The sequence below is a fragment of the Paenisporosarcina sp. FSL H8-0542 genome (genome assembly GCF_038632915.1).
Lineage (GTDB): Bacteria > Bacillota > Bacilli > Bacillales_A > Planococcaceae > Paenisporosarcina.
In genome coordinates this window covers 3,240,416-3,258,880 of record NZ_CP152050.1, presented here as the reverse complement: position 1 = coordinate 3,258,880, position 18,465 = coordinate 3,240,416, and the positions used below count along the sequence as shown (strand labels likewise).

Sequence of the window (18,465 nt, the reverse complement as noted above, 5' to 3'; positions counted from 1 at the left end):
TGCATTCTTATATTACACTATCCTTCTTTCGGGAGGAATGCAATGTACTAAGGAACTACTATGGAATATCCAACCATTTTACTACCAGTAAATGTTATTTTGCTATTTTATTATAAGGAGAGTGTTGATGGATGAAATTTCGAAAGAAGAAAAAACTTCGAAATTATTAGCATCAAGTTTTCTTACATCTTTTACATTGCCGCAACAAAAATCTTATGCAATCTCAAATTACTAAATCGATTTTAAATCGACTATCAGAAGAACAAAGACAATTTTATAAAATGATTAACATCACAAGAAGGCTTTTGTTATTGTTTAGAAAAACACCCATACCAATCGGAGATTAACCTGATTGGTGTGGGTGTTTGTGTGACCACATTTATTTTTGTTTTTGAATAATCGGTTTTAAACGATAGCCGAACAAACCGGCAAGTACCGCTAGCAGGAGATCTTTTGGCAATGGTACGGCCATCCAAGCCCAAGCCATTTGGTATGAAAAGCCTTCTGGTGCTGCAAACCAAAGTTTATATGCAGCGTACATCCAATTCGTTCCTAATAGGTAGTTGACTGCAGTTCCGACCAATGCAGCAATTACAAAACCAACTTTCGTTGGGAACTTTTCAACAATGAGACCTGCGAAATATGCTACAAAAATGAAGGAAACAATAAAGCCAAACGTTGGGCTTAGAATTGTGTCAAATCCACCGGAAAAGTTTGCGAATACAGGTAACCCTGCCAAACCAATCAATGCATATACAAGCATGGCGATAGCGCCAGTGCGTTTTCCTAATAAGAGACCAGCAAGTATAGCGAAAAACGTTTGAAGAGTGATTGGGACACCGCCGATTATTAGAAATGAAGATATGTTGGCTCCAATCATCATTAATGCGGCAAACATCGCTGTTTGTACCAACTGTAAAGTGCGTGAATGATTGACTGTTCTTGTTGCTGTGCTACTTGTCATGTTTGGTAACCCTCCCAAAACTCAATATAGCATCAGTATAGAAAAATAGAGTTTATTAGTCAACCTATTTTTAATGCAGGTTAACACATAAACTGAAGAGTTAAGCGTTACTTTCTTTCAATAGGTCTGGCGACTAGTATATACCAATCTGTTTTTTCGCATACTGTTGAGTGGAAGGACGTGAAAATGGTGGGTTTTAGTAAGGAGACAAAGGTACATATATTTCTATTTATATTGGTTATAGCTGTTTTAGTGTGGTCTGTTATCAAACCGGCCGTTTTTATGACATGGGTAGCAGAAGTGGGGCCAGCGGTGGTCGCATTAATTGTAGTAGTGGCGACATACAATAAGTTTCGCCTGACAAACCTTTCTTATTTCATTATCGCACTCTTGTCCATCCTTACATTTATCGGTGGTCACTATACCTATGCCGAGGTTCCTCTATTTAATTGGCTAAAAGAAGAGTTTCATTTAGCTCGCAATCATTACGATCGATTTGGACATTTTCTAAAAGGGCTATCAGTTATTGTTATTAGGGAAATTTTAGTGAGGAAAACCCCGTTATTTAAAGGGAGCTGGCTGACAGGCATATCCATCAGTATGGTACTTGCCCTTGCAGCTTTGTATGAAATCGTTGAATGGTTGAGTACAAAATTGCCAAATGCCAAAAAAGTAGCCAAAGACTTTTTAGGCATGCAAGGAGATCAGTGGGACGCGCAATGGGATATGTCGTGTGCCTTTTTAGGTGCCATTTTATCCATCCTTATTTTGAACGGTTTACACAACAGACAAATGACTAAACTGGATGATCTGAAGGAAAGATAGCCAAATAATCGTGAATATTAACCTATTCACAAGAATTGTTAGCATTCGTTTAATTAAATAGTCCTCGCAATCATGTCCAAGAATTTTTGGGGTTCTTCAGTGAAAGGGAAATGGTTGCTTTCTCTAAATGTAAATAAGTTTGCATTTGGGATGGTATGTGCGATTTGTTCAGAAAACAAATAAGGACACTGAGCATCATACGAACCACAGTAAACTGTTGTCGGTACAGTGATCGTCTTTAAGTGAGGCACAAGGTCATAGTTAGGCAGTTCAGAGTAGGAATAATAATTGAGTCGCGCAGGTACTACACTTCCACTATTTGGGGTGTTGAAATACTCCTCGTATTTCTCCGGGTGGTAAATGGACATTTCGGTCCACTCCCGTCCTGCAGCCCTCTTTATTTCATTAGCGCTAGTGGGTGAGTTTAGTATACTGAGTATTTCAAGCAGACGTTTGTTATTCGGATTGTCTTTACAGTAAATACTTCCTGGATGATTCATATATTCTTTAGATGCTGAAGCTCCTCCAATGACGATTTTCGTTAATGAACGTGGTGTTTGTATGGCATACACGAGCCCAAGCATACCTCCCGTGGAATGGCCAGCAAATGCCCATTTTTCGAAATGAAGCGCCTCTCGAATGGCTTCCAAATCGCCGATGGACTCTTTTATGCTTAAATCTTCATCACGTATGTATTTGGCTGATTTGCCTGCGCCACGCAAGTTAACGAGATAAACAGTGTAATAATCAGTAAATGCATTTGCAAATGTATTTCCGTTTGCATTATAGGCGCTATACAAATGAGTCACACAGATGGGTGCGCCATTTCCTTTTATGAAAATCTCAAAAGTTCCCCTAGCTGTTTCAACGTGTTGTTGGTCCCACATGCCTTGTAGCCTCCATTAAATTCTCCATGTATTGGTGTTATCTATTTAACTAGATTTTGAGCTATCATGATTCGTTTGGCTTTAATAAAAGCAATTGAATCCAACAATTCTTCTTTGCCTATCGGATGATTGTCGATCAGGAAAGTGTATTTATCGATGATGTCATCGAAAGGATACTGAAAATTAACCGTATTGTTCTTCTGTTCCCGACCCAATAAATAATCCACCGAGACATCAAAAAAATCAGCAATTTTAATTAAATGACTATTGCTTGGCTCTTTTTTATTTAGTTCGTAACTCCAGATAATGCTTTTTGCAACATCCAGATTTTCAGCTAACTGTTCAGATGTGATACATTTTTTCGTTCTTAATTCTTTTAGTTTGTTCCCCATTTTAAACAATAAGTTCATTCCCTTTTCATGTAAAATATTTGAATTATATTTAAAAAAATACAATAGTTAGAATATTATAACATTTGAGAGTCGGAATGTATTGCTAAAAGATTTAATTTCTTTTTCAAAAAGAATAAACGAATTGAAAGAAAATCATTATTAATATTGCTAAGCAAGGGAATTTTAGATAATCTAAGTTAGAATATTCAAATATTATAGCAGCAAAATAATTAGAAGGATCGGTGAATAAATGGAGATTATCACGAAAGATTTACTTATCAATTTTCTATTCATTCTTCTTCCATTATTATTACTGCAAATGTTTTATTTGTTAAAGTTCGTTTATCGAATTGAAAAAATGAAAGAAAATCTCTTTACGGTTCTCTCCCTGTTCTCCATTTTTCTTTGCATGTTATTTCCTTTTCCAGTAGGGGATGGTCTTATCTGGGATTTGAGGAGAATACCATTCGTTATAGGTGTTTTATATGGCGGGCCGAAAAATGGGTTCTTACTGCTCATATTCGTGATTGTAGCGCGTTATTTTATGTTGGGAGTAAATGATGGGTTTTATATAACCATTATTACGTTCACTCTTTTGGCGGTTACCGTCAGTTTTGTCTCCCGCTATTATCTGAAAATGACGCTGGAGCAAAAGGTATTGACGAGCAGTTCATTAGTGTTATTGTCGACGGTCATCACATTTATTGTGGTATCCCTATTTTTCAATGTAATCGTGAGTGTGAATATGTGGCTTCAGTTTTTTTTCATCACTTTTTTAGGAACAGTGATTGTTACTCTACTAATTGAAGTAATCCGAATGAACTCGGATCTGTTGGAAAAGCTCATGAAAGCAGAGAAATTGGAGGTAGTCAGCCATCTTGCAGCGAGCATTTCCCATGAAGTGAGAAACCCGCTGACAACTTGCAAAGGATTTTTGCAATTATCCTATGATGAAGAACGATCACCAGAAATCAAACAATACCTCGGTACTGCTTTACAGGAACTCGATCGAGCATCGGATATTATTAATGATTACTTGACTTTTGCGAAACCTGTTCCAGATAAGGTAGAAAAAGTCTTCGTAAATGAAGCGGTTCAAAATGTCTTGAACATTCTTACACCTTTGGCAAATATGCAGGATGTCCAAATTTTTTACCACCCAGATCAAAGTGGGCATGCCAATATTTCAGGTGATCGAAAAAAACTGGAACAATCCTTGATTAATATTGTGAAAAATGGAATTGAATCCATGCAGAAAGGCGGGGAATTGGAAATTTATACAGTTGTAGAATATCCTAAAGTCCGCATCGCGATAAGTGATGAAGGAAAAGGCATGACGCAACAGCAAATCAATCGTCTTGGCGAACCTTATTTCACGATGAAAGACAACGGTACAGGACTAGGAATGATGGTATCGTTCAGTCTGATTAAAGGGATGGGTGGGGAAATTCATGTGGAGAGTGAGCTCGGCAATTTCACAATATTTACGATTGAATTTCCAATGGTGACGTAGAGAAAACAGTAACATATGGAAAGAGTGGTAGCTGGGGAATTAAAGATCCAGTCATCACATTTATACTTAGGTGTGTGCGCATGACAGTTTGTCTGATACCAATTTATTTGAATGATGAGCAGTCCCAACATCATGCATTTTTGATGAATGGAAAAATCCTTATAAAACAAATACGTGAATAAGGAATCAAATATAGTTAAGGTGGCTGGAAATTTATTTTCAGCCATCTTTTTGTGTCAAATTGATAACTTTATCAAATATTCCCAACATGGTTTCCTCGTAATTGTAAAATAATGCTAACGAATCAATATGTCGTGTGTTATTATAATGGGTATAATTTACAAATTTTCGAGGGTGTTTAATGAGGAAGGGGAAAGCTTTATGATGAAGATTTTTGGGTGGGTGCTTGCCGTCTTAGTATTTATTGGGGTTGGTTTATATTCAACAACCGTATTTGCCTATCACTCTTCGAAAGAGTTGTTTAACTTCCCTGTACCTAAACATGCCGAACTTATTGAAGAAAATACAAATTGTAAGACGTACGAGTGGTCTCATGCATCCGAAGAGCATGGAATACCGGTAGCATACGAACTTGTGCTAAAAGTAAATGGGTGGGAAAAAGGAGAAAGCGAAGGCTCCTCGGTTTATTACATAAAAGGCAATCATCAAATTGATGTGATTTCTAACACGGATTTATTAACACTCCGGAAGATAAAATAATTAACGACAAAATTTCACTATAGAAAATAGGGTGATTAGTCACGAAAATGATTATACATGAAATGACGTCCTTCCCTTTTTGGAGGCAAGGGCTCTTTCAATGAGTAAGAAATTTTATTAATGAACAGTAAGCGAGGTCAAATGTCTTCCGTATTTGATTTTCGAAGGTTTTGCATTCGTTGGTGTAACAGGCCGTCTGACTGTTTGTTTTCTCCTGTAATAAACTCGGTCATATAATGCGATAAATATTTTCCGTAATTGTTCTCGGTATTCAATATTAATTCATCTACATAATATGCTCCTTTAGGTATTTGATCCAAGAGCAACACGCTTAGGGAGGCATAGACTCCACAGGCTACTTGGAAATAAGTTGCATTTGTTTTGTACTTAGAAAAGATGGCTTCATTGTTCAATACATTATACATGTACCGTTCTTTGTCCGGATAAACAAGCAAGACACCTACTAAATCTTCGCCAGTTAATGCTGCGTCTCGAGGGTCGAGAACCTTCATCTCATGATTCCACAATTTATCCACGTCTTCTATATTTTCACGAATCAAGTTCGTGGTATGGTCATTCACCTTGTACAAGAATCCAAATTCCATATCATATAGCTTACCAAGTGAACAAACTTCTTCATGGGGCATTAAACAGCCCCAAAATCGTTTTTTTCCCAACGTTACCTTGAATTCAAGATCATAGACTTTCTCATATAAGAAGAGGGGGTTATGGTGCTTTATGAACATGGGATGGCTAAGAATAGCCTCGTCGAGGAAACATTCGGTTGACCATGTGGTGTAAATCACATTCTTTTTGGCTAGTTTAGGATTTTTATAAAACGAGTTGTCATGCTCTACGATGTAACAGCCGATTGGCTGATTTTCTGATGAATCTTTCTTTAGAAGTTCCAGAGCCATCCACTGAACGATACCTGGATTCATACCAGAACTAATAATAGCTGTGTGGTTCAGGAGTTTATTTTTATGTTTTTCCAAATGCCTAAATCGTTCAATCAAGCCAAACCCTTCATATAATTCTTCGTTCTCATCAATCATGGTATTCTCCAATGCAGTATTCACATAGCTTACACCGAGCTGATCACAACAGTGCAACATATCAACTGTATCCGCCCAAGAAAGGTCAATGACAACAGATGTCTGGGTGTTTCTTAAATGAGCCATAAATTGCTCGGTGTCTCTCAAATTGAATTCATGATATTCAAATTTATCCTGTAAGTGTGGATAAGAGAGAGCAAAGTGAGATGCTTCTTTCTGTTCATGATCAATTAAATGAATACAGCAATTATTCACTACTTCATTTAATGGATCCTGCTTATCCTGCACGGAGGTATCTAGAATTGATAGTATCCCGTTCGCTACACCGCCTGCACTGCCCAATATCGTTATTACGTGTTTAGTGTTATTCATATCAAAGCCTCTTTTAGTTTTTATACATAATCTATGTGATAGAAAATAATAGGTTTAGGTGTATGGTGCATGTCATCTAAGTATTGTTGTTAGTTGGATTCACAATAAAGAATAGACTCGCTTTAGCGATTATTCCCACGGTTTTTTATAAAAAGAAACATCTGCAAACTATTGAAGCAAGGGATTTGTTTCACTTTAAAACCACTGTGAAATCAGTAAACGTCAAAGCGTCAAATTGTAAAGGAATAAAATTAACTAACTAATAAAAAAGGATGAAAAGGACTGCACGAAAGTATTTGTTATGTAATAGAATAATAAAAATCAGCTGTACTATAACAATGGGAGGCGGATATGTGATTGAGCGTAACCGTTTAAAAATTGCGAATGAATTTTATCGGTTTGTTGAGGAGGAAGCATTGCCAGGGAGTGAAGTTTTAAGCGACAGGTTTTGGGAAGGATTCAGCCAGCTTATCCATGATATGGCTCCAAACAATCGGATACTGTTGACTGTTCGAGAACAGTTGCAGGCAAAAATTAATGATTGGCACACCAAACACAATTGGTTTGAGAATCGGGAGCAATATGAAGCTTTATTAAAAGAGATAGGTTATTTGGAACCAAGGGGAGAGCCTTTTCAGATTACAACAACTCAAGTTGATGACGAGATTGCAAAGCTTGCGGGACCTCAGCTTGTCGTACCGGTCAATAATGCCCGGTATGCAATAAATGCGGCCAATGCGAGGTGGGGAAGTCTTTATGATGCGCTATACGGATCGGATGTCGTCGATGAACAAAATGGTGCACAACGAGGGACTATGTATAATCCACTACGTGGACAGCATGTAGTTTTGTATGCCCGTAAGTTATTGGACCAAATTATACCTCTTGAAAAAGGATCTCACACGCAATCGACTGGATATCGCATCGAAAAGAATCAACTGATCGTTGATTTGGGAAGCGAATATTCAGCTTTGCAGGATCCATCCAAATTTATTGGATTCACGGGAGATAAAGCGTTGCCGTCATCCATTTTCCTGCGAAACAATGGTCTCCATTTGGAAATTCAAATCGATCGACAGCATCCAATCGGTAAGGCTGACCCTGCAGGAGTAAAGGATTTATTCATCGAATCGGCTTTATCGACCATTATGGATTTTGAAGATTCGGTGGCGGCAGTTGATGCGGAAGACAAAGTGCTCGTGTATCGAAATTGGCTTGGTCTCATGAAAGGAACTTTGAAAGCAACTTTCAAAAAGGGGCAACGAGAAGTAGTAAGGGAGTTGAACATCGACCGTTCGTACTTGACGCCAACTGGAGAAGAACGAATGTTACGCGGTCGTTCCCTAATGATTGTACGAAATGTTGGTCACTTAATGACTTCCAATATGGTACTTGATGAACGTAATCAGGAAGTACCGGAAGGAATAATCGATACTGTGATATCCAGTTTACTTGCAAAACATGATCTTTTGAAAACAGCGAGTTTCCGTAATTCCGAGCAAGGTTCAGTTTATATCGTGAAGCCGAAAATGCACGGCTCGGCTGAAGTTGCCTTTGCAAATGAACTGTTTAATAAGGTGGAAGATTTGCTGGGAATGGAACGCTATACGTTAAAGATAGGCGTGATGGATGAAGAGCGAAGAACTTCTCTTAATCTTGAAAATTGTATACGTGAAGTAAAAGAACGGATTGTCTTTATTAATACAGGCTTCTTGGACCGAACGGGTGATGAAATCCATACATCGATGCTCGCAGGTCCCGTCATTCAAAAAAATGACATGAAATATTCATCATGGCTACAGTCATATGAGAAATCCAATGTTGATAATGGATTGGTTTGTGGTTTTCCGGGACGCGCTCAAATCGGGAAAGGCATGTGGGCGATGCCTGATCGTATGAAGGAAATGATGGAGCTGAAAATCGGTCATTTGGAAGCGGGAGGAAATACGGCCTGGGTACCTTCTCCAACAGCCGCAACTTTGCATGCACTACATTACCACCAAGTCTGTGTGACGAAGGTTCAAGATAGGCTGAAACATGAGATTCAAGACAGAACGACCGATATTTTAACCCTTCCTTTAGCTAAGGAAGAATGGTCATCACATACAATTCAACAAGAACTGGATAACAATGCACAAGGACTGCTTGGCTATGTGGTGCGTTGGGTGGAGCAGGGAGTGGGCTGTTCGAAAGTGCCTGACATTCATAACGTAGGATTGATGGAAGACCGTGCAACATTGCGCATATCAAGTCAGCATTTGGCAAATTGGCTACAACACGGAATTTGTACAAAAGAGCAAGTTTTGGAGACTTTAAAGCGAATGGCCAAAATAGTAGATGAGCAAAACGGGGAGGACCCGATGTATCATCCAATGTCTGCTGATTTTGATGTATCTATTGCTTTTCAAGCAGCTTGTGAACTTATTTTTGACGGGAAAGACCAGCCGAGTGGGTATACGGAGCCAATATTGCATCGCAGAAGACTGCAATATAAAGCGCAAAATTCTAGTGAAAATAGCAAACTTTTGAGTAAAGAAAAATGAAAAGGAGGAAACCTCGTGTTTGAAAATCAACCGGATATCAATACAAACGAGATTACACCAACTGTTATGTATCAATCCAAAATGGATAGAAAACCATTGAATATTTGCCTCGCTTGCGGACAGGAATTTGATAGTTTCAAAGAGTCGATTCAATGTTGCGCAGATTTGGACTAATTTTTCCAGTCAACTGTTTTAAAACCATTTGATAATAAAATGAATGAAAGAGGAGATTGTGACATGATAAACCGGAAACAACAAGCTGACCAATTAAAGGAGAGTTGGAGTTCCAGCCGCTGGCAAGGAGTGGAACGACCATATAGCACGGAAGATGTCGTAAAGTTAAGAGGGTCCATCGTCATTGAACAGACACTTGCAACTTTAGGTGCTAAGCGTCTCTGGGAGCTTGTCAATACGGAGGACTACGTCAATGCACTAGGCGCGCTGACAGGAAACCAGGCGATGCAGCAGGTAAAGGCGGGGTTGAAGGCAATCTACTTAAGTGGTTGGCAAGTGGCTGCAGATGCCAATCTCTCTGGGCACATGTATCCCGATCAAAGTTTATATCCGAGCAACAGCGTACCTCAGGTAGTGAAAAGAATTAATCAGGCGTTACAACGTGCTGATCAAATTCAGCAAGCTGAAGGAAAGGGCGATACATATTGGTACGCCCCCATTGTAGCGGATATGGAAGCAGGTTTTGGCGGAACATTGAATGTATTTGAGTTGACCAAATCAATGATCGAAGCTGGGGCCGGTGGTGTGCATTTGGAAGACCAATTATCCTCAGAAAAGAAATGTGGTCACTTGGGTGGGAAAGTATTACTTCCAACACAAACAGCCGTCCGCAATCTCATTGCTGCCCGTTTGGCTGCTGACGTGATGGGTGTTCCAACGGTTATCATTGCGCGGACGGATGCGAATGCGGCAAATTTGATTACGAGTGATGTGGATCCATATGATCATCCATTCATTACGGGTGAGCGGACGCCGGAAGGTTTTTACCATACAAACGATGGAATTGACCAGGCAATCGCTAGGGGACTTGCGTATGCTCCATATGCCGACTTAATCTGGTGCGAAACGTCCGAGCCAAACTTGGATGAAGCAAGGAAGTTTGCAGAAGCAATTCACGATAAATTTCCCGGGAAACTTCTGGCATACAACTGCTCGCCATCGTTTAACTGGAAAAAGAAATTGGATGAAGAAACGATTGCCAACTTCCAGCAAGAGCTAGGTAAGATGGGGTACAAATTTCAATTCGTCACACTTGCTGGATTCCATGTTCTGAATTACGGGATGTTTGAGCTAGCAAAAGGGTACAAGGAGCGGGGAATGGCTGCTTATTCTGAGTTGCAGGAAGCTGAGTTTGCGGCTGAAGAAAGTGGTTACACGGCTACCCGTCACCAACGCGAGGTGGGAACAGGTTACTTTGATGAGGTATCGCTTGTTATTTCAGGAGGCACATCGTCGACGACTGCGTTAACCGGTTCTACTGAAGCAGAGCAGTTCCAACAAGATTAATAATATATCAAGAAAAAACCAGTAGAGCATATGCCTACTGGTTTTACATGCATTTTTAGATTTTGACCATTCAGCTTAGGTTTTCGACCAGTCGGAGCGGGTTATTGTCCATTCAGTCTTATTTTTTGACCACTCAACCGACGTTATTGTCCAGTCACAAGTAATTTCCGACCATTAAGCGTTTTACTCAATATCATTAATTATAAGATCTTATCCAGAAATTCTTTTGCTCTCGCCGTTTGTGGCTGAGTAAAAAATTCAGCTGGTTTGCCTTCTTCTAGTAAAACACCATGATCAAGGAACAGAATGCGGTCAGCAACTTCGCGGGCAAAGCCCATTTCATGTGTGACCACGACCATCGTCATCCCAGACTTGGCAAGATCTTTCATGACATCCAATACTTCTTTCACCATTTCTGGATCAAGAGCTGATGTAGGTTCATCGAACAACATGAGCTCAGGTTCCATGGCAAGCGCACGGGCGATAGCGACACGTTGTTTCTGACCCCCTGAAAGACTACCTGGATAAGCCTTTTCTTTCTCGGATAAGCCTACTTTTTTCAGCAGTTGTCGTGCCTTTTCCTCAGCATCTGGCTTTTTAACGCCTTTAGCTTTCATTGGTGCATACGTTAAATTCTCAAGAACGGTAAGGTGAGGAAACAAGTGGAAGTGTTGAAAAACCATGCCAATTTGTTGTCTCAACTTATGAATCGGCGTTTTTGAATCGGTTAGGTCTTGGTTTTCAATCAGTATCTTACCTGACGTTGGTGTTTCCAACATATTCATGCAACGTAGAAACGTTGATTTTCCAGAGCCTGAAGGTCCGATAATGGAAACAACTTCTCCTTTGGCAATCTCAGTGGAAATATCATGCAGTACTTCGTTGTTGCCGAATTTTTTAGATAGTTTCTCAATTTTGATCACTGACCTTCAACCTCCTTTCAATCATTCGACCGATTGTCGATAGACCAACGACCATGATCCAATAGATAAAGCCGACGAACAGCAGCGGTTCGAAATTACGGTAAATATCCGCACCAACTACTTGTGCACGACGCATTAAATCCAATACGGAAATCGTTGAAACAAGCGCGGACTCTTTCGTCAGAGTGATGACTTCATTCATGAGTGCCGGTAGAATGTTTTTCATTGCTTGCGGTAAAATAATGTCTTTCATCATTTGTCTGTATGGAACACCCAATGCCATAGCGGCTTCTGTCTGTCCTCGATCCACTGCCTGAATACCGGCACGGATGATTTCAGAAATGTAGGCAGCAGAATTCAATCCAAAAGCCAAAACGGCTGATAAAAATGGAGAGATATCATAGCCTGTCAGTTGAGGGACGGCAAAATAAAATGTCATCAACTGTAGAATTAATGGCGTTCCTCTGAAAATCGAAGTATACGCACGAGCAAACCAATTTAATGGCTTAATGTGACTAATTTTGAACAATGCCAATATCGTTCCGAGGATAAATCCAACGATTAATGCGACGGCGACAAATTTTAACGTTACCCAAATTCCTTCTAACATAAAAGGAATATAAGGCGTGATTTGCGTAAAGTCCAAATTCATGCCTTACACCTCATTTCTATTTTTCTCTTTTTGTTTGATTCAGTAAGTCTTTATTGACTTTTTATTCTTCAGACAACCACTTGTCTTTTAATTCCTGTAGTTTTCCGTTTTCTTCCGCTTCTTTTAGAACCTCATTCACTTTTTCAGTCAGTTCGCTTCCTTTAGGGAAAGCCACTGCCATCCCTGGAGAGCTTGACGTAGTGTCGTCAAAACCAACCAGATTCTGTTCAGCAATAAATCCTTCAGCGACCGCTTTATCCATGTAAGCAACATCAATTCGGTTTGACAACAATTCCTGAATTAATACGTTGGCACTATCGACAGCTTTGATTTCAAAGTCGACTGTATCTTTTTTGATTTTGTTAGCGCCGTCTTCTTGGATAGTACCAAGTTGGACACCAAGTTTCTTGCCTTCCAAATCTTCAATTGTTTTAATATCCGAATCCTTTAATGTAACGAACATTTCGCCAGATTGGTTATATTCAGTAGAAAAATCAACATTTTTTTTACGGTCCTCAGTTGCAGACATACCGGATAGTACCATATCGATTCGATCGCTTTGCAAAGCGCCAATTAAACCATCAAACTTCATGTCATTAATTTTAAGCTCATATCCTAGTTCGTCTGCAATGTAGTTGGCCAAATCAATATCAAATCCTTCGAATTCACCCGCTGTATTTCGTGATTCAAAAGGAGGGAAGTCTGCAGATGTAGCCATTTCCAATACTTTTTTATCACCAGAACCTGCCGTATCATTTCCTGTATCATTCGAAGCGGTGTCTCCACACGCGCTCATAAGCATTGCTCCAAGTGTAAGTGTTCCAATTAAACTCCATTTTTTCATCATGTATAATCACTCCCGTTAATATATAGTTTTGTGTTAAATGGAGTTTATCACGATATTTATAAGTTGTGAAGCATTTTTATTCAAAAATTAAAAATTTAATTTTTCAGAACTTTATAGGTAAAAAGTTGTGGTAAAGGCATTAAGAGGAGTTGTGAGTGCTAATGTTTTATGTATTTCTCTTTTTTATGTATAAAAAAATGCATATTTATACGAAGGGTTGTAGGTGGTAGAGAAGGATACTTCAATTTAAAAAGTTAATTTTCAATATTTACGGTCGTGCATACATATAGTAGAAAGCAGGTTGATATTACATAGAAAACGTTTACCCGGGAGAAGGTGATCAAGATCAATCATATTGAGAAGGCACTTCTTTTCATGATAGTATTACGACTTATTGGGGGAAGTGTAGAAGTAACAGCGGCTTTATTAATGCTCAAATTCAATGACTTGGAGAAAGCGTTTTATATTAATACTCTACTCGCTTTAGTGGGGCCTACTATTTTAATCCTTACCACAGGAATTGGATTAGTTGGACTAGCCGATAAAATCCCGTTAACCAAAATGATTTGTCTCTTCAGTGGAATTCTTTTGATTTTATTCAGTTTGAAATCTCACTAAGAATGAGTTTCATAAAGATTTTCCACTATGGTAGAAGAAAATCGAGAAATCAGGGTCCAGGTAGACAGATTAAGGGTCCAGGTAGACAGAATGCCTCGCCAGGTTGCACAAAATGATTTTCGCACCAACAAAAAGGACCGAATCAGTTCAAAAAGACTGATTCGGTCCTAATTTTTTTGCAGTGGTTTATTCTTTTTCTGCAGATTGAATGACTTTTTGTCCATCAATGATCACGTAGAATACTTTAATTTTTGCGCCTTCTTCCAATTCAGCAAAGAATGGTTTCGCTGTTTCAGACAATCTCATTGCTTCCGCTTCATTTTGTTCGTTTTTCACTTCGATGGAGTTCACATCCTGGAGTCCCACATAAGTAACTGATGTTTCTTCAACCTTCAATTTATCTCCAGCAGATGAAGAACCAGTGCCATCCCAACTTACTTCTGTGGAGGCCTTCCAATCTTCAGCTTCATTGGCAGTTGACCAAACCTCAAGTGTGTATTTTCCAGCAGGCAACTTAGAGAGACCTTCCGTTGCATCAAACTTCATCTCAAGAATTTCACCGGGTTTCAAGATTTTTTCCTGCAACATTTGTGCGTACATCTTGTTATCGGAATCCTTGTAAACAACTGTATCTGAGCTATCGATTAGTTGATAATCAAACAACTGCGAACTATTCATCGATAATTTAACGTCTTCCTCTTTGTCATTCCTCAACTGGAAAACAAATTGGTGGGCGCCATCTGTACTTTCTTCTGACAGACTTGGCACAACGGAGCCAGCGACGATTTCGTTATTTTCATTTCCAGAGCCTGTGTTTCCTTCTTCTGAATCACTTGTATTTGCAGATGTTCCACAGCCTCCCAATGCGATGAGGACGATTGCTGTTGAAGTCACTTTCAGCATATTTTTCATCTTTAAAACCACCTTTCATTAATACTAATTAGACCGTGAGAAAGCAAAAAGAGTTACGGGAAAAGATAGAAAATTGAATAAAAAGGATTTTTGACCTACATTCTCCAATGGATAATCAACCGAATTAAAGATGGAATGATATGATAAAACAAAAAAGAGGTGTCCGATGAGCATTGAAAAAACTCGACACATAGTGGACTGTATGGCGACGAATGTACATATGAGAGACGTACAGTTCGTGCAAACTGAACACCGCCTGAAGCTTGTAGAGTTTTGGGGAATTCGAGAAGGTAGTCGTGTACTTGAGATAGGCTGTGGACAAGGTGATACGACGGCGGTTCTTGCGTATTTAGTAGGGGATAGAGGCTTTGTGCACGGAGTGGACATTGCTCCACCTAGTTATGGAAGTCCAATAACTGTTGGAGACGCAGCAGAATATTTAATGAAGTCAAAGCTCGGAAAACAAATACGCATGGAGTTTGAATTGGATGTGTTAGCTTCAGAAGTCGATTTTCCTGAAAACTCATTTGATTACGTTGTTCTGTCGCATTGTTCCTGGTATTTGAAATCGGCAGATGAATTACAAGCATTGTTGGAGAAAACGAAGAAATGGGCGAAACAATTGTGTTTTGCTGAATGGGATCCACGACTTCAAAACATTGAGCAATATCCTCATTTTTTAGCGGTGCATATTCAAGCTCAATACGAGTGCTTCAAAGAGAACAGCTTCTCAAATGTACGGACATTGTTCACACCAAAAGATTTAACGACTATTGCTGAGAGTGCTGGTTGGACGATTAACGATGAGCAATCCATATCTTCTACAAAGCTCCAAGATGGGAAATGGGAAGTTGATATGACTTTAAGTGATTACCAAAAAGAACTCGAGGAAATTAACCATATGCCATTGAAATTAAAAGAGCTAATCAAATCCGAAGTGAATTTGTTGGAAGAAGCCGTAAAGAATTATCCTTCTTTACAATCGTTGTCTACTTTCGTTTTTAGTGCGAGATAGTAATGTAAGGGCTAATAGAAAAAAGATTCTATAAATAGATCAATTGAAATAGAGCATAAAAGAAAAATAGACATGCCTGTTCTTGAATGAAGTTATTCAACTTCAAACGTATACGTAGCTTGGAACTTGAAAGATCCAGTGTACGCTTGACCGAAACCGAAGACTGAGATACGCGTTACGTCGTCATAAATAAATGACAAAGATGAATGGGCTAAAATAGTACGCGTGATATTTCCAGAGCTTCTTTCAAAAATGACGTTAATTCCGTCATTGCTGAAGTTCTCAATTGTTCCAGCCAAAACAACGGGCAAGGAATTTGGTTCTACGTCAAAAATGATGTTAGCAACTGTGTTCGAGGTACCAGCGAAAGGGGCACAGTTTTCAAACGTTAAGACTTTAAAGCGATCATTTCCAGGTCGTTTCGGACACTTGCTACAATGTGGTGCATGATGTTTTTTATAAGGCAATATTTTCACCTCCTTTGTTAATAGAGTATAAAAATGATAGAAAAGTGAGTGGGCTAATAGAATAAAAGAATCTATTTAATTTTGAAATAGAAATAGAGTATAAATGGCTATGTTAAAGAGTGAAAAGCGAGAGAGTTCATTTGCTCTATGCTACAATATGAGCGTGAATTTTGAGACCATCAAGCAGGTGGTTTTCATATTTGCTGTCTCATTCGAAACGTGCGTTTAGCGCTAGTGTAAGGTGCACAACACTACTATTTAACCGAGCAAAAGAACTAGTAATTGTTAGAACTCATAGTTTTGGGGACTACAGTTTCCTAATCATAGAAAAAGGACCTTTTCTAATCATAGAATGGTCCTTTTTGGTTTCTATTTAATTTGCATTTCTGAGTGTGGCAAAATAATGGTCTTTATTATAATCGTGCACTTTCATCCAATGGTTCTTCGTTCCCCTCCGTCAAATGACTGAAATATAAAGGGAATCGTATAAAAAGAGGAACGTCTTGTTTAGGAAGTTCCTTACGTTCTTTCATTTACGTCTCGAAATATAGATGCTTATGAAGGCTACATCCCGGATTGAATGCACTATGACATGAAGGACAAGTGGAGTTACAAGACAGATACTCATCAATGGTCAATTCATGTCCGCAAGCGCCACACAATATAGCTTTTTGATTGAACTGTTCAATTGGCCAAACTTGAGGAGAATCGCATCCAACCTCTTCGTGGCAGGAGAAACAAGGATAATAGGTATCGCAACAATAAAACTTGATGGCGATTCGATCGATTTCTGAATGGTAATGAAGGCAACGTGTTTCGTTATCGACATCATTCCCTTTTACTAGATGTCCGTGAATGATCATTGGTATTCTCCTTTTTAGCGCTATTGAAGTCATTTAACCATACTAATTAAAGGAAGTCATTCACTTAAAAATAATTATGGAAAAATATTCTTGATAAACATTGTAGAACAACATACATCGTGTTACGATGTAAAAAGTTATTAATCATAAGGTGGGGTGTTAATGGATAAGGAAATCATGAAAGGCAGTATCGATATATTACTTCTGTCCATTGTAAATACAAGAGACATGTACGGTTATGAAATGGTGAAGACATTAAAACATAATAGTGGAGAACTTTACAACATGGGTGAGGGAACATTATATCCAGCTTTGAAACGTTTGGAAAACAAAAAATGGCTTGAATCTTATTGGGATAATCCAGAGGTCGGTGCCAGAAGGAAATATTATCGTATTACAGATTCGGGGAAAAAAGAGTTGGCTCGGAAGTTACAAGAATGGGAGAAGATAAGTGACTTAATCAAAGTATGTTCGGAGGGAATAGCGTGGATCAAACCATTGAAGCCTACATTAGGAAGATCGTAAGTGATCTTAATTGCGATGAACATGAAAAAAGTGAAATGACTGAAGAAATGACAGGGCATATCCTTTTATTGAAACAGGAATTTCTGGAGCAGGGATATTCGGATTCAGAATCCACACAAAAAGCATTGCAAAGCTTTGGGGATGAGAAAAGTATAGAAGAAGGATTCCAACACTCTATATTTCCATACTATAAAATGTTCAGAAAGATTAATTGGCTTTTATTTGGCATCTATTCTTTAATTGTTCTAAGTAACTTACTTTTCTTGAGGATATTATCGATAATCATTAATTACAAAAGTGATTTCAATAAATACTTTTATATCTCGCCAGAATCTAATGGATTCTTTGATTTAGCCACATGGCAACAAAATTCGAATTTGATCCCATTTGGAAATACTTTTGAATATTTAATGGGTGCGGATAAATTCAATGTGGACATTATCATCAACAATACGTTAGGGAATGTGTTGATTTTTATCCCTCTGGGCATTTTCCTTCCCATCTTATTTAAAAAATATCAATCATTCACTCAAGTGTTTGTGGGTAGCATGTTCATAGCGTTTACTATTGAAGTGTTACAGTTTATTCTTCAAATTGGCCAATTTGATATTGACGACATTATTCTCAATACGATTGGTGCGGCGGTTGGATTCTTATTCATCAAGCTCTTGATGCGAGTAGCTAAGTTATCCAGATTGACGATATTTTATAAGACTACAAGTTAACCAATATCTAATATGTAATCTCTCTCGTTTTTTAGAGGGAGATTTTTTAGATCAAATGAAGGTTTTTCAGACATCAACGCCAAAAAATCAGACCGAGAGTCCGATAAATATGGCGAAAATCATCCA

Annotated in this window: 20 protein-coding genes; 10 read left to right on the top strand and 10 right to left on the bottom strand. The window is 38.6% G+C overall.

The window, feature by feature from the left end:
- Positions 1 to 379 precede the first annotated feature (379 nt).
- Positions 380 to 964 (bottom strand): biotin transporter BioY, encoded by a 585-nt coding sequence (locus MHH33_RS16395; protein WP_016428597.1) that lies wholly within the window; start codon positions 962 to 964, stop codon positions 380 to 382.
- Between the two features lie 186 nt (positions 965 to 1,150).
- Here MHH33_RS16395 and MHH33_RS16390 point away from each other — a divergent pair, with 186 nt between their 5' ends.
- On the top strand, positions 1,151 to 1,789 hold the full coding sequence (locus tag MHH33_RS16390) for a DUF2238 domain-containing protein (protein ID WP_342542368.1): 639 nt from the start codon (positions 1,151 to 1,153) through the stop codon (positions 1,787 to 1,789).
- Between the two features lie 53 nt (positions 1,790 to 1,842).
- Here the strand turns inward: MHH33_RS16390 and MHH33_RS16385 are convergent, their stop codons facing one another.
- Positions 1,843 to 2,676 carry an alpha/beta hydrolase gene (locus tag MHH33_RS16385; protein ID WP_342542367.1) on the bottom strand — a complete coding sequence of 278 codons (834 nt, stop codon included), beginning with the start codon at positions 2,674 to 2,676 and terminating at the stop codon, positions 1,843 to 1,845.
- 41 nt (positions 2,677 to 2,717) lie between these two features.
- Positions 2,718 to 3,068, bottom strand: a complete 351-nt coding sequence (locus MHH33_RS16380) for a helix-turn-helix transcriptional regulator (RefSeq protein ID WP_231391132.1) — start codon at positions 3,066 to 3,068, stop codon at positions 2,718 to 2,720.
- 250 nt (positions 3,069 to 3,318) lie between these two features.
- Here MHH33_RS16380 and MHH33_RS16375 point away from each other — a divergent pair, with 250 nt between their 5' ends.
- The gene (locus tag MHH33_RS16375; RefSeq protein WP_342542366.1) at positions 3,319 to 4,581 is read left to right on the top strand and encodes an ATP-binding protein; all 1,263 of its coding nucleotides are present in this window, start codon (positions 3,319 to 3,321) and stop codon (positions 4,579 to 4,581) included.
- 381 nt (positions 4,582 to 4,962) lie between these two features.
- The gene (locus MHH33_RS16370; protein WP_342542365.1) at positions 4,963 to 5,301 is read left to right on the top strand and encodes a hypothetical protein; all 339 of its coding nucleotides are present in this window, start codon (positions 4,963 to 4,965) and stop codon (positions 5,299 to 5,301) included.
- A 137-nt stretch (positions 5,302 to 5,438) separates the two neighbouring features.
- Here the strand turns inward: MHH33_RS16370 and MHH33_RS16365 are convergent, their stop codons facing one another.
- Positions 5,439 to 6,728, bottom strand: coding sequence for an S-adenosylmethionine decarboxylase related protein (locus tag MHH33_RS16365; protein ID WP_342542364.1), 1,290 nt, complete (start codon positions 6,726 to 6,728; stop codon positions 5,439 to 5,441).
- A gap of 338 nt (positions 6,729 to 7,066) precedes the next feature.
- Between MHH33_RS16365 and MHH33_RS16360 the strand changes: the two genes are divergently transcribed.
- The 3 genes from MHH33_RS16360 (at position 7,067) to aceA (ending at position 10,792) form a co-directional block, all read left to right on the top strand.
- A complete protein-coding gene (locus tag MHH33_RS16360; RefSeq protein WP_342543795.1) occupies positions 7,067 to 9,271 on the top strand; it encodes a malate synthase G in 2,205 nt (734 codons plus the stop codon).
- A gap of 15 nt (positions 9,272 to 9,286) precedes the next feature.
- On the top strand, positions 9,287 to 9,445 hold the full coding sequence (locus MHH33_RS16355; RefSeq protein ID WP_016428588.1) for a hypothetical protein: 159 nt from the start codon (positions 9,287 to 9,289) through the stop codon (positions 9,443 to 9,445).
- A 63-nt stretch (positions 9,446 to 9,508) separates the two neighbouring features.
- On the top strand, positions 9,509 to 10,792 hold the full coding sequence (aceA, locus tag MHH33_RS16350; protein ID WP_342542363.1) for an isocitrate lyase: 1,284 nt from the start codon (positions 9,509 to 9,511) through the stop codon (positions 10,790 to 10,792).
- A 200-nt stretch (positions 10,793 to 10,992) separates the two neighbouring features.
- Here aceA and MHH33_RS16345 read toward each other — a convergent pair whose 3' ends face one another.
- The 3 genes from MHH33_RS16345 to MHH33_RS16335 all read right to left on the bottom strand — a co-directional run bounded on the left by MHH33_RS16345 (position 10,993) and on the right by MHH33_RS16335 (position 13,214).
- Positions 10,993 to 11,715, bottom strand: coding sequence for an amino acid ABC transporter ATP-binding protein (locus MHH33_RS16345; RefSeq protein ID WP_016428586.1), 723 nt, complete (start codon positions 11,713 to 11,715; stop codon positions 10,993 to 10,995).
- A complete protein-coding gene (locus MHH33_RS16340; protein WP_016428585.1) occupies positions 11,702 to 12,367 on the bottom strand; it encodes an amino acid ABC transporter permease in 666 nt (221 codons plus the stop codon). Before MHH33_RS16340 ends, MHH33_RS16345 begins: the two co-directional genes overlap by 14 nt.
- A 61-nt stretch (positions 12,368 to 12,428) precedes the next feature.
- Positions 12,429 to 13,214, bottom strand: coding sequence for a transporter substrate-binding domain-containing protein (locus MHH33_RS16335; protein ID WP_342542362.1), 786 nt, complete (start codon positions 13,212 to 13,214; stop codon positions 12,429 to 12,431).
- Positions 13,215 to 13,589: 375 nt separating this feature from the next.
- Here MHH33_RS16335 and MHH33_RS16330 point away from each other — a divergent pair, with 375 nt between their 5' ends.
- The gene (locus MHH33_RS16330; RefSeq protein WP_342542361.1) at positions 13,590 to 13,832 is read left to right on the top strand and encodes a YqhV family protein; all 243 of its coding nucleotides are present in this window, start codon (positions 13,590 to 13,592) and stop codon (positions 13,830 to 13,832) included.
- Between the two features lie 186 nt (positions 13,833 to 14,018).
- On the opposite strand, the gene MHH33_RS16325 is transcribed toward MHH33_RS16330, so the two are convergent.
- On the bottom strand, positions 14,019 to 14,744 hold the full coding sequence (locus tag MHH33_RS16325) for a BsuPI-related putative proteinase inhibitor (RefSeq protein WP_342542360.1): 726 nt from the start codon (positions 14,742 to 14,744) through the stop codon (positions 14,019 to 14,021).
- A 166-nt stretch (positions 14,745 to 14,910) separates the two neighbouring features.
- On the opposite strand from MHH33_RS16325, the gene MHH33_RS16320 reads away from it, so the two are divergent.
- The gene (locus MHH33_RS16320; RefSeq protein ID WP_342542359.1) at positions 14,911 to 15,759 is read left to right on the top strand and encodes a class I SAM-dependent methyltransferase; all 849 of its coding nucleotides are present in this window, start codon (positions 14,911 to 14,913) and stop codon (positions 15,757 to 15,759) included.
- Positions 15,760 to 15,851: 92 nt separating this feature from the next.
- Here MHH33_RS16320 and MHH33_RS16315 read toward each other — a convergent pair whose 3' ends face one another.
- On the bottom strand, positions 15,852 to 16,226 hold the full coding sequence (locus MHH33_RS16315) for a hypothetical protein (protein WP_016428580.1): 375 nt from the start codon (positions 16,224 to 16,226) through the stop codon (positions 15,852 to 15,854).
- Between the two features lie 533 nt (positions 16,227 to 16,759).
- Positions 16,760 to 17,089, bottom strand: coding sequence for a CHY zinc finger protein (locus MHH33_RS16310; RefSeq protein ID WP_342542358.1), 330 nt, complete (start codon positions 17,087 to 17,089; stop codon positions 16,760 to 16,762).
- Positions 17,090 to 17,251: 162 nt separating this feature from the next.
- Here MHH33_RS16310 and MHH33_RS16305 point away from each other — a divergent pair, with 162 nt between their 5' ends.
- Positions 17,252 to 17,614, top strand: a complete 363-nt coding sequence (locus tag MHH33_RS16305; protein WP_342542357.1) for a PadR family transcriptional regulator — start codon at positions 17,252 to 17,254, stop codon at positions 17,612 to 17,614.
- Complete coding sequence (locus MHH33_RS16300) at positions 17,575 to 18,339, top strand: VanZ family protein (RefSeq protein WP_342542356.1); 765 nt, start codon at positions 17,575 to 17,577, stop codon at positions 18,337 to 18,339. The genes MHH33_RS16305 and MHH33_RS16300 overlap by 40 nt, the downstream gene beginning before the upstream one ends.
- Positions 18,340 to 18,465 lie beyond the last annotated feature (126 nt).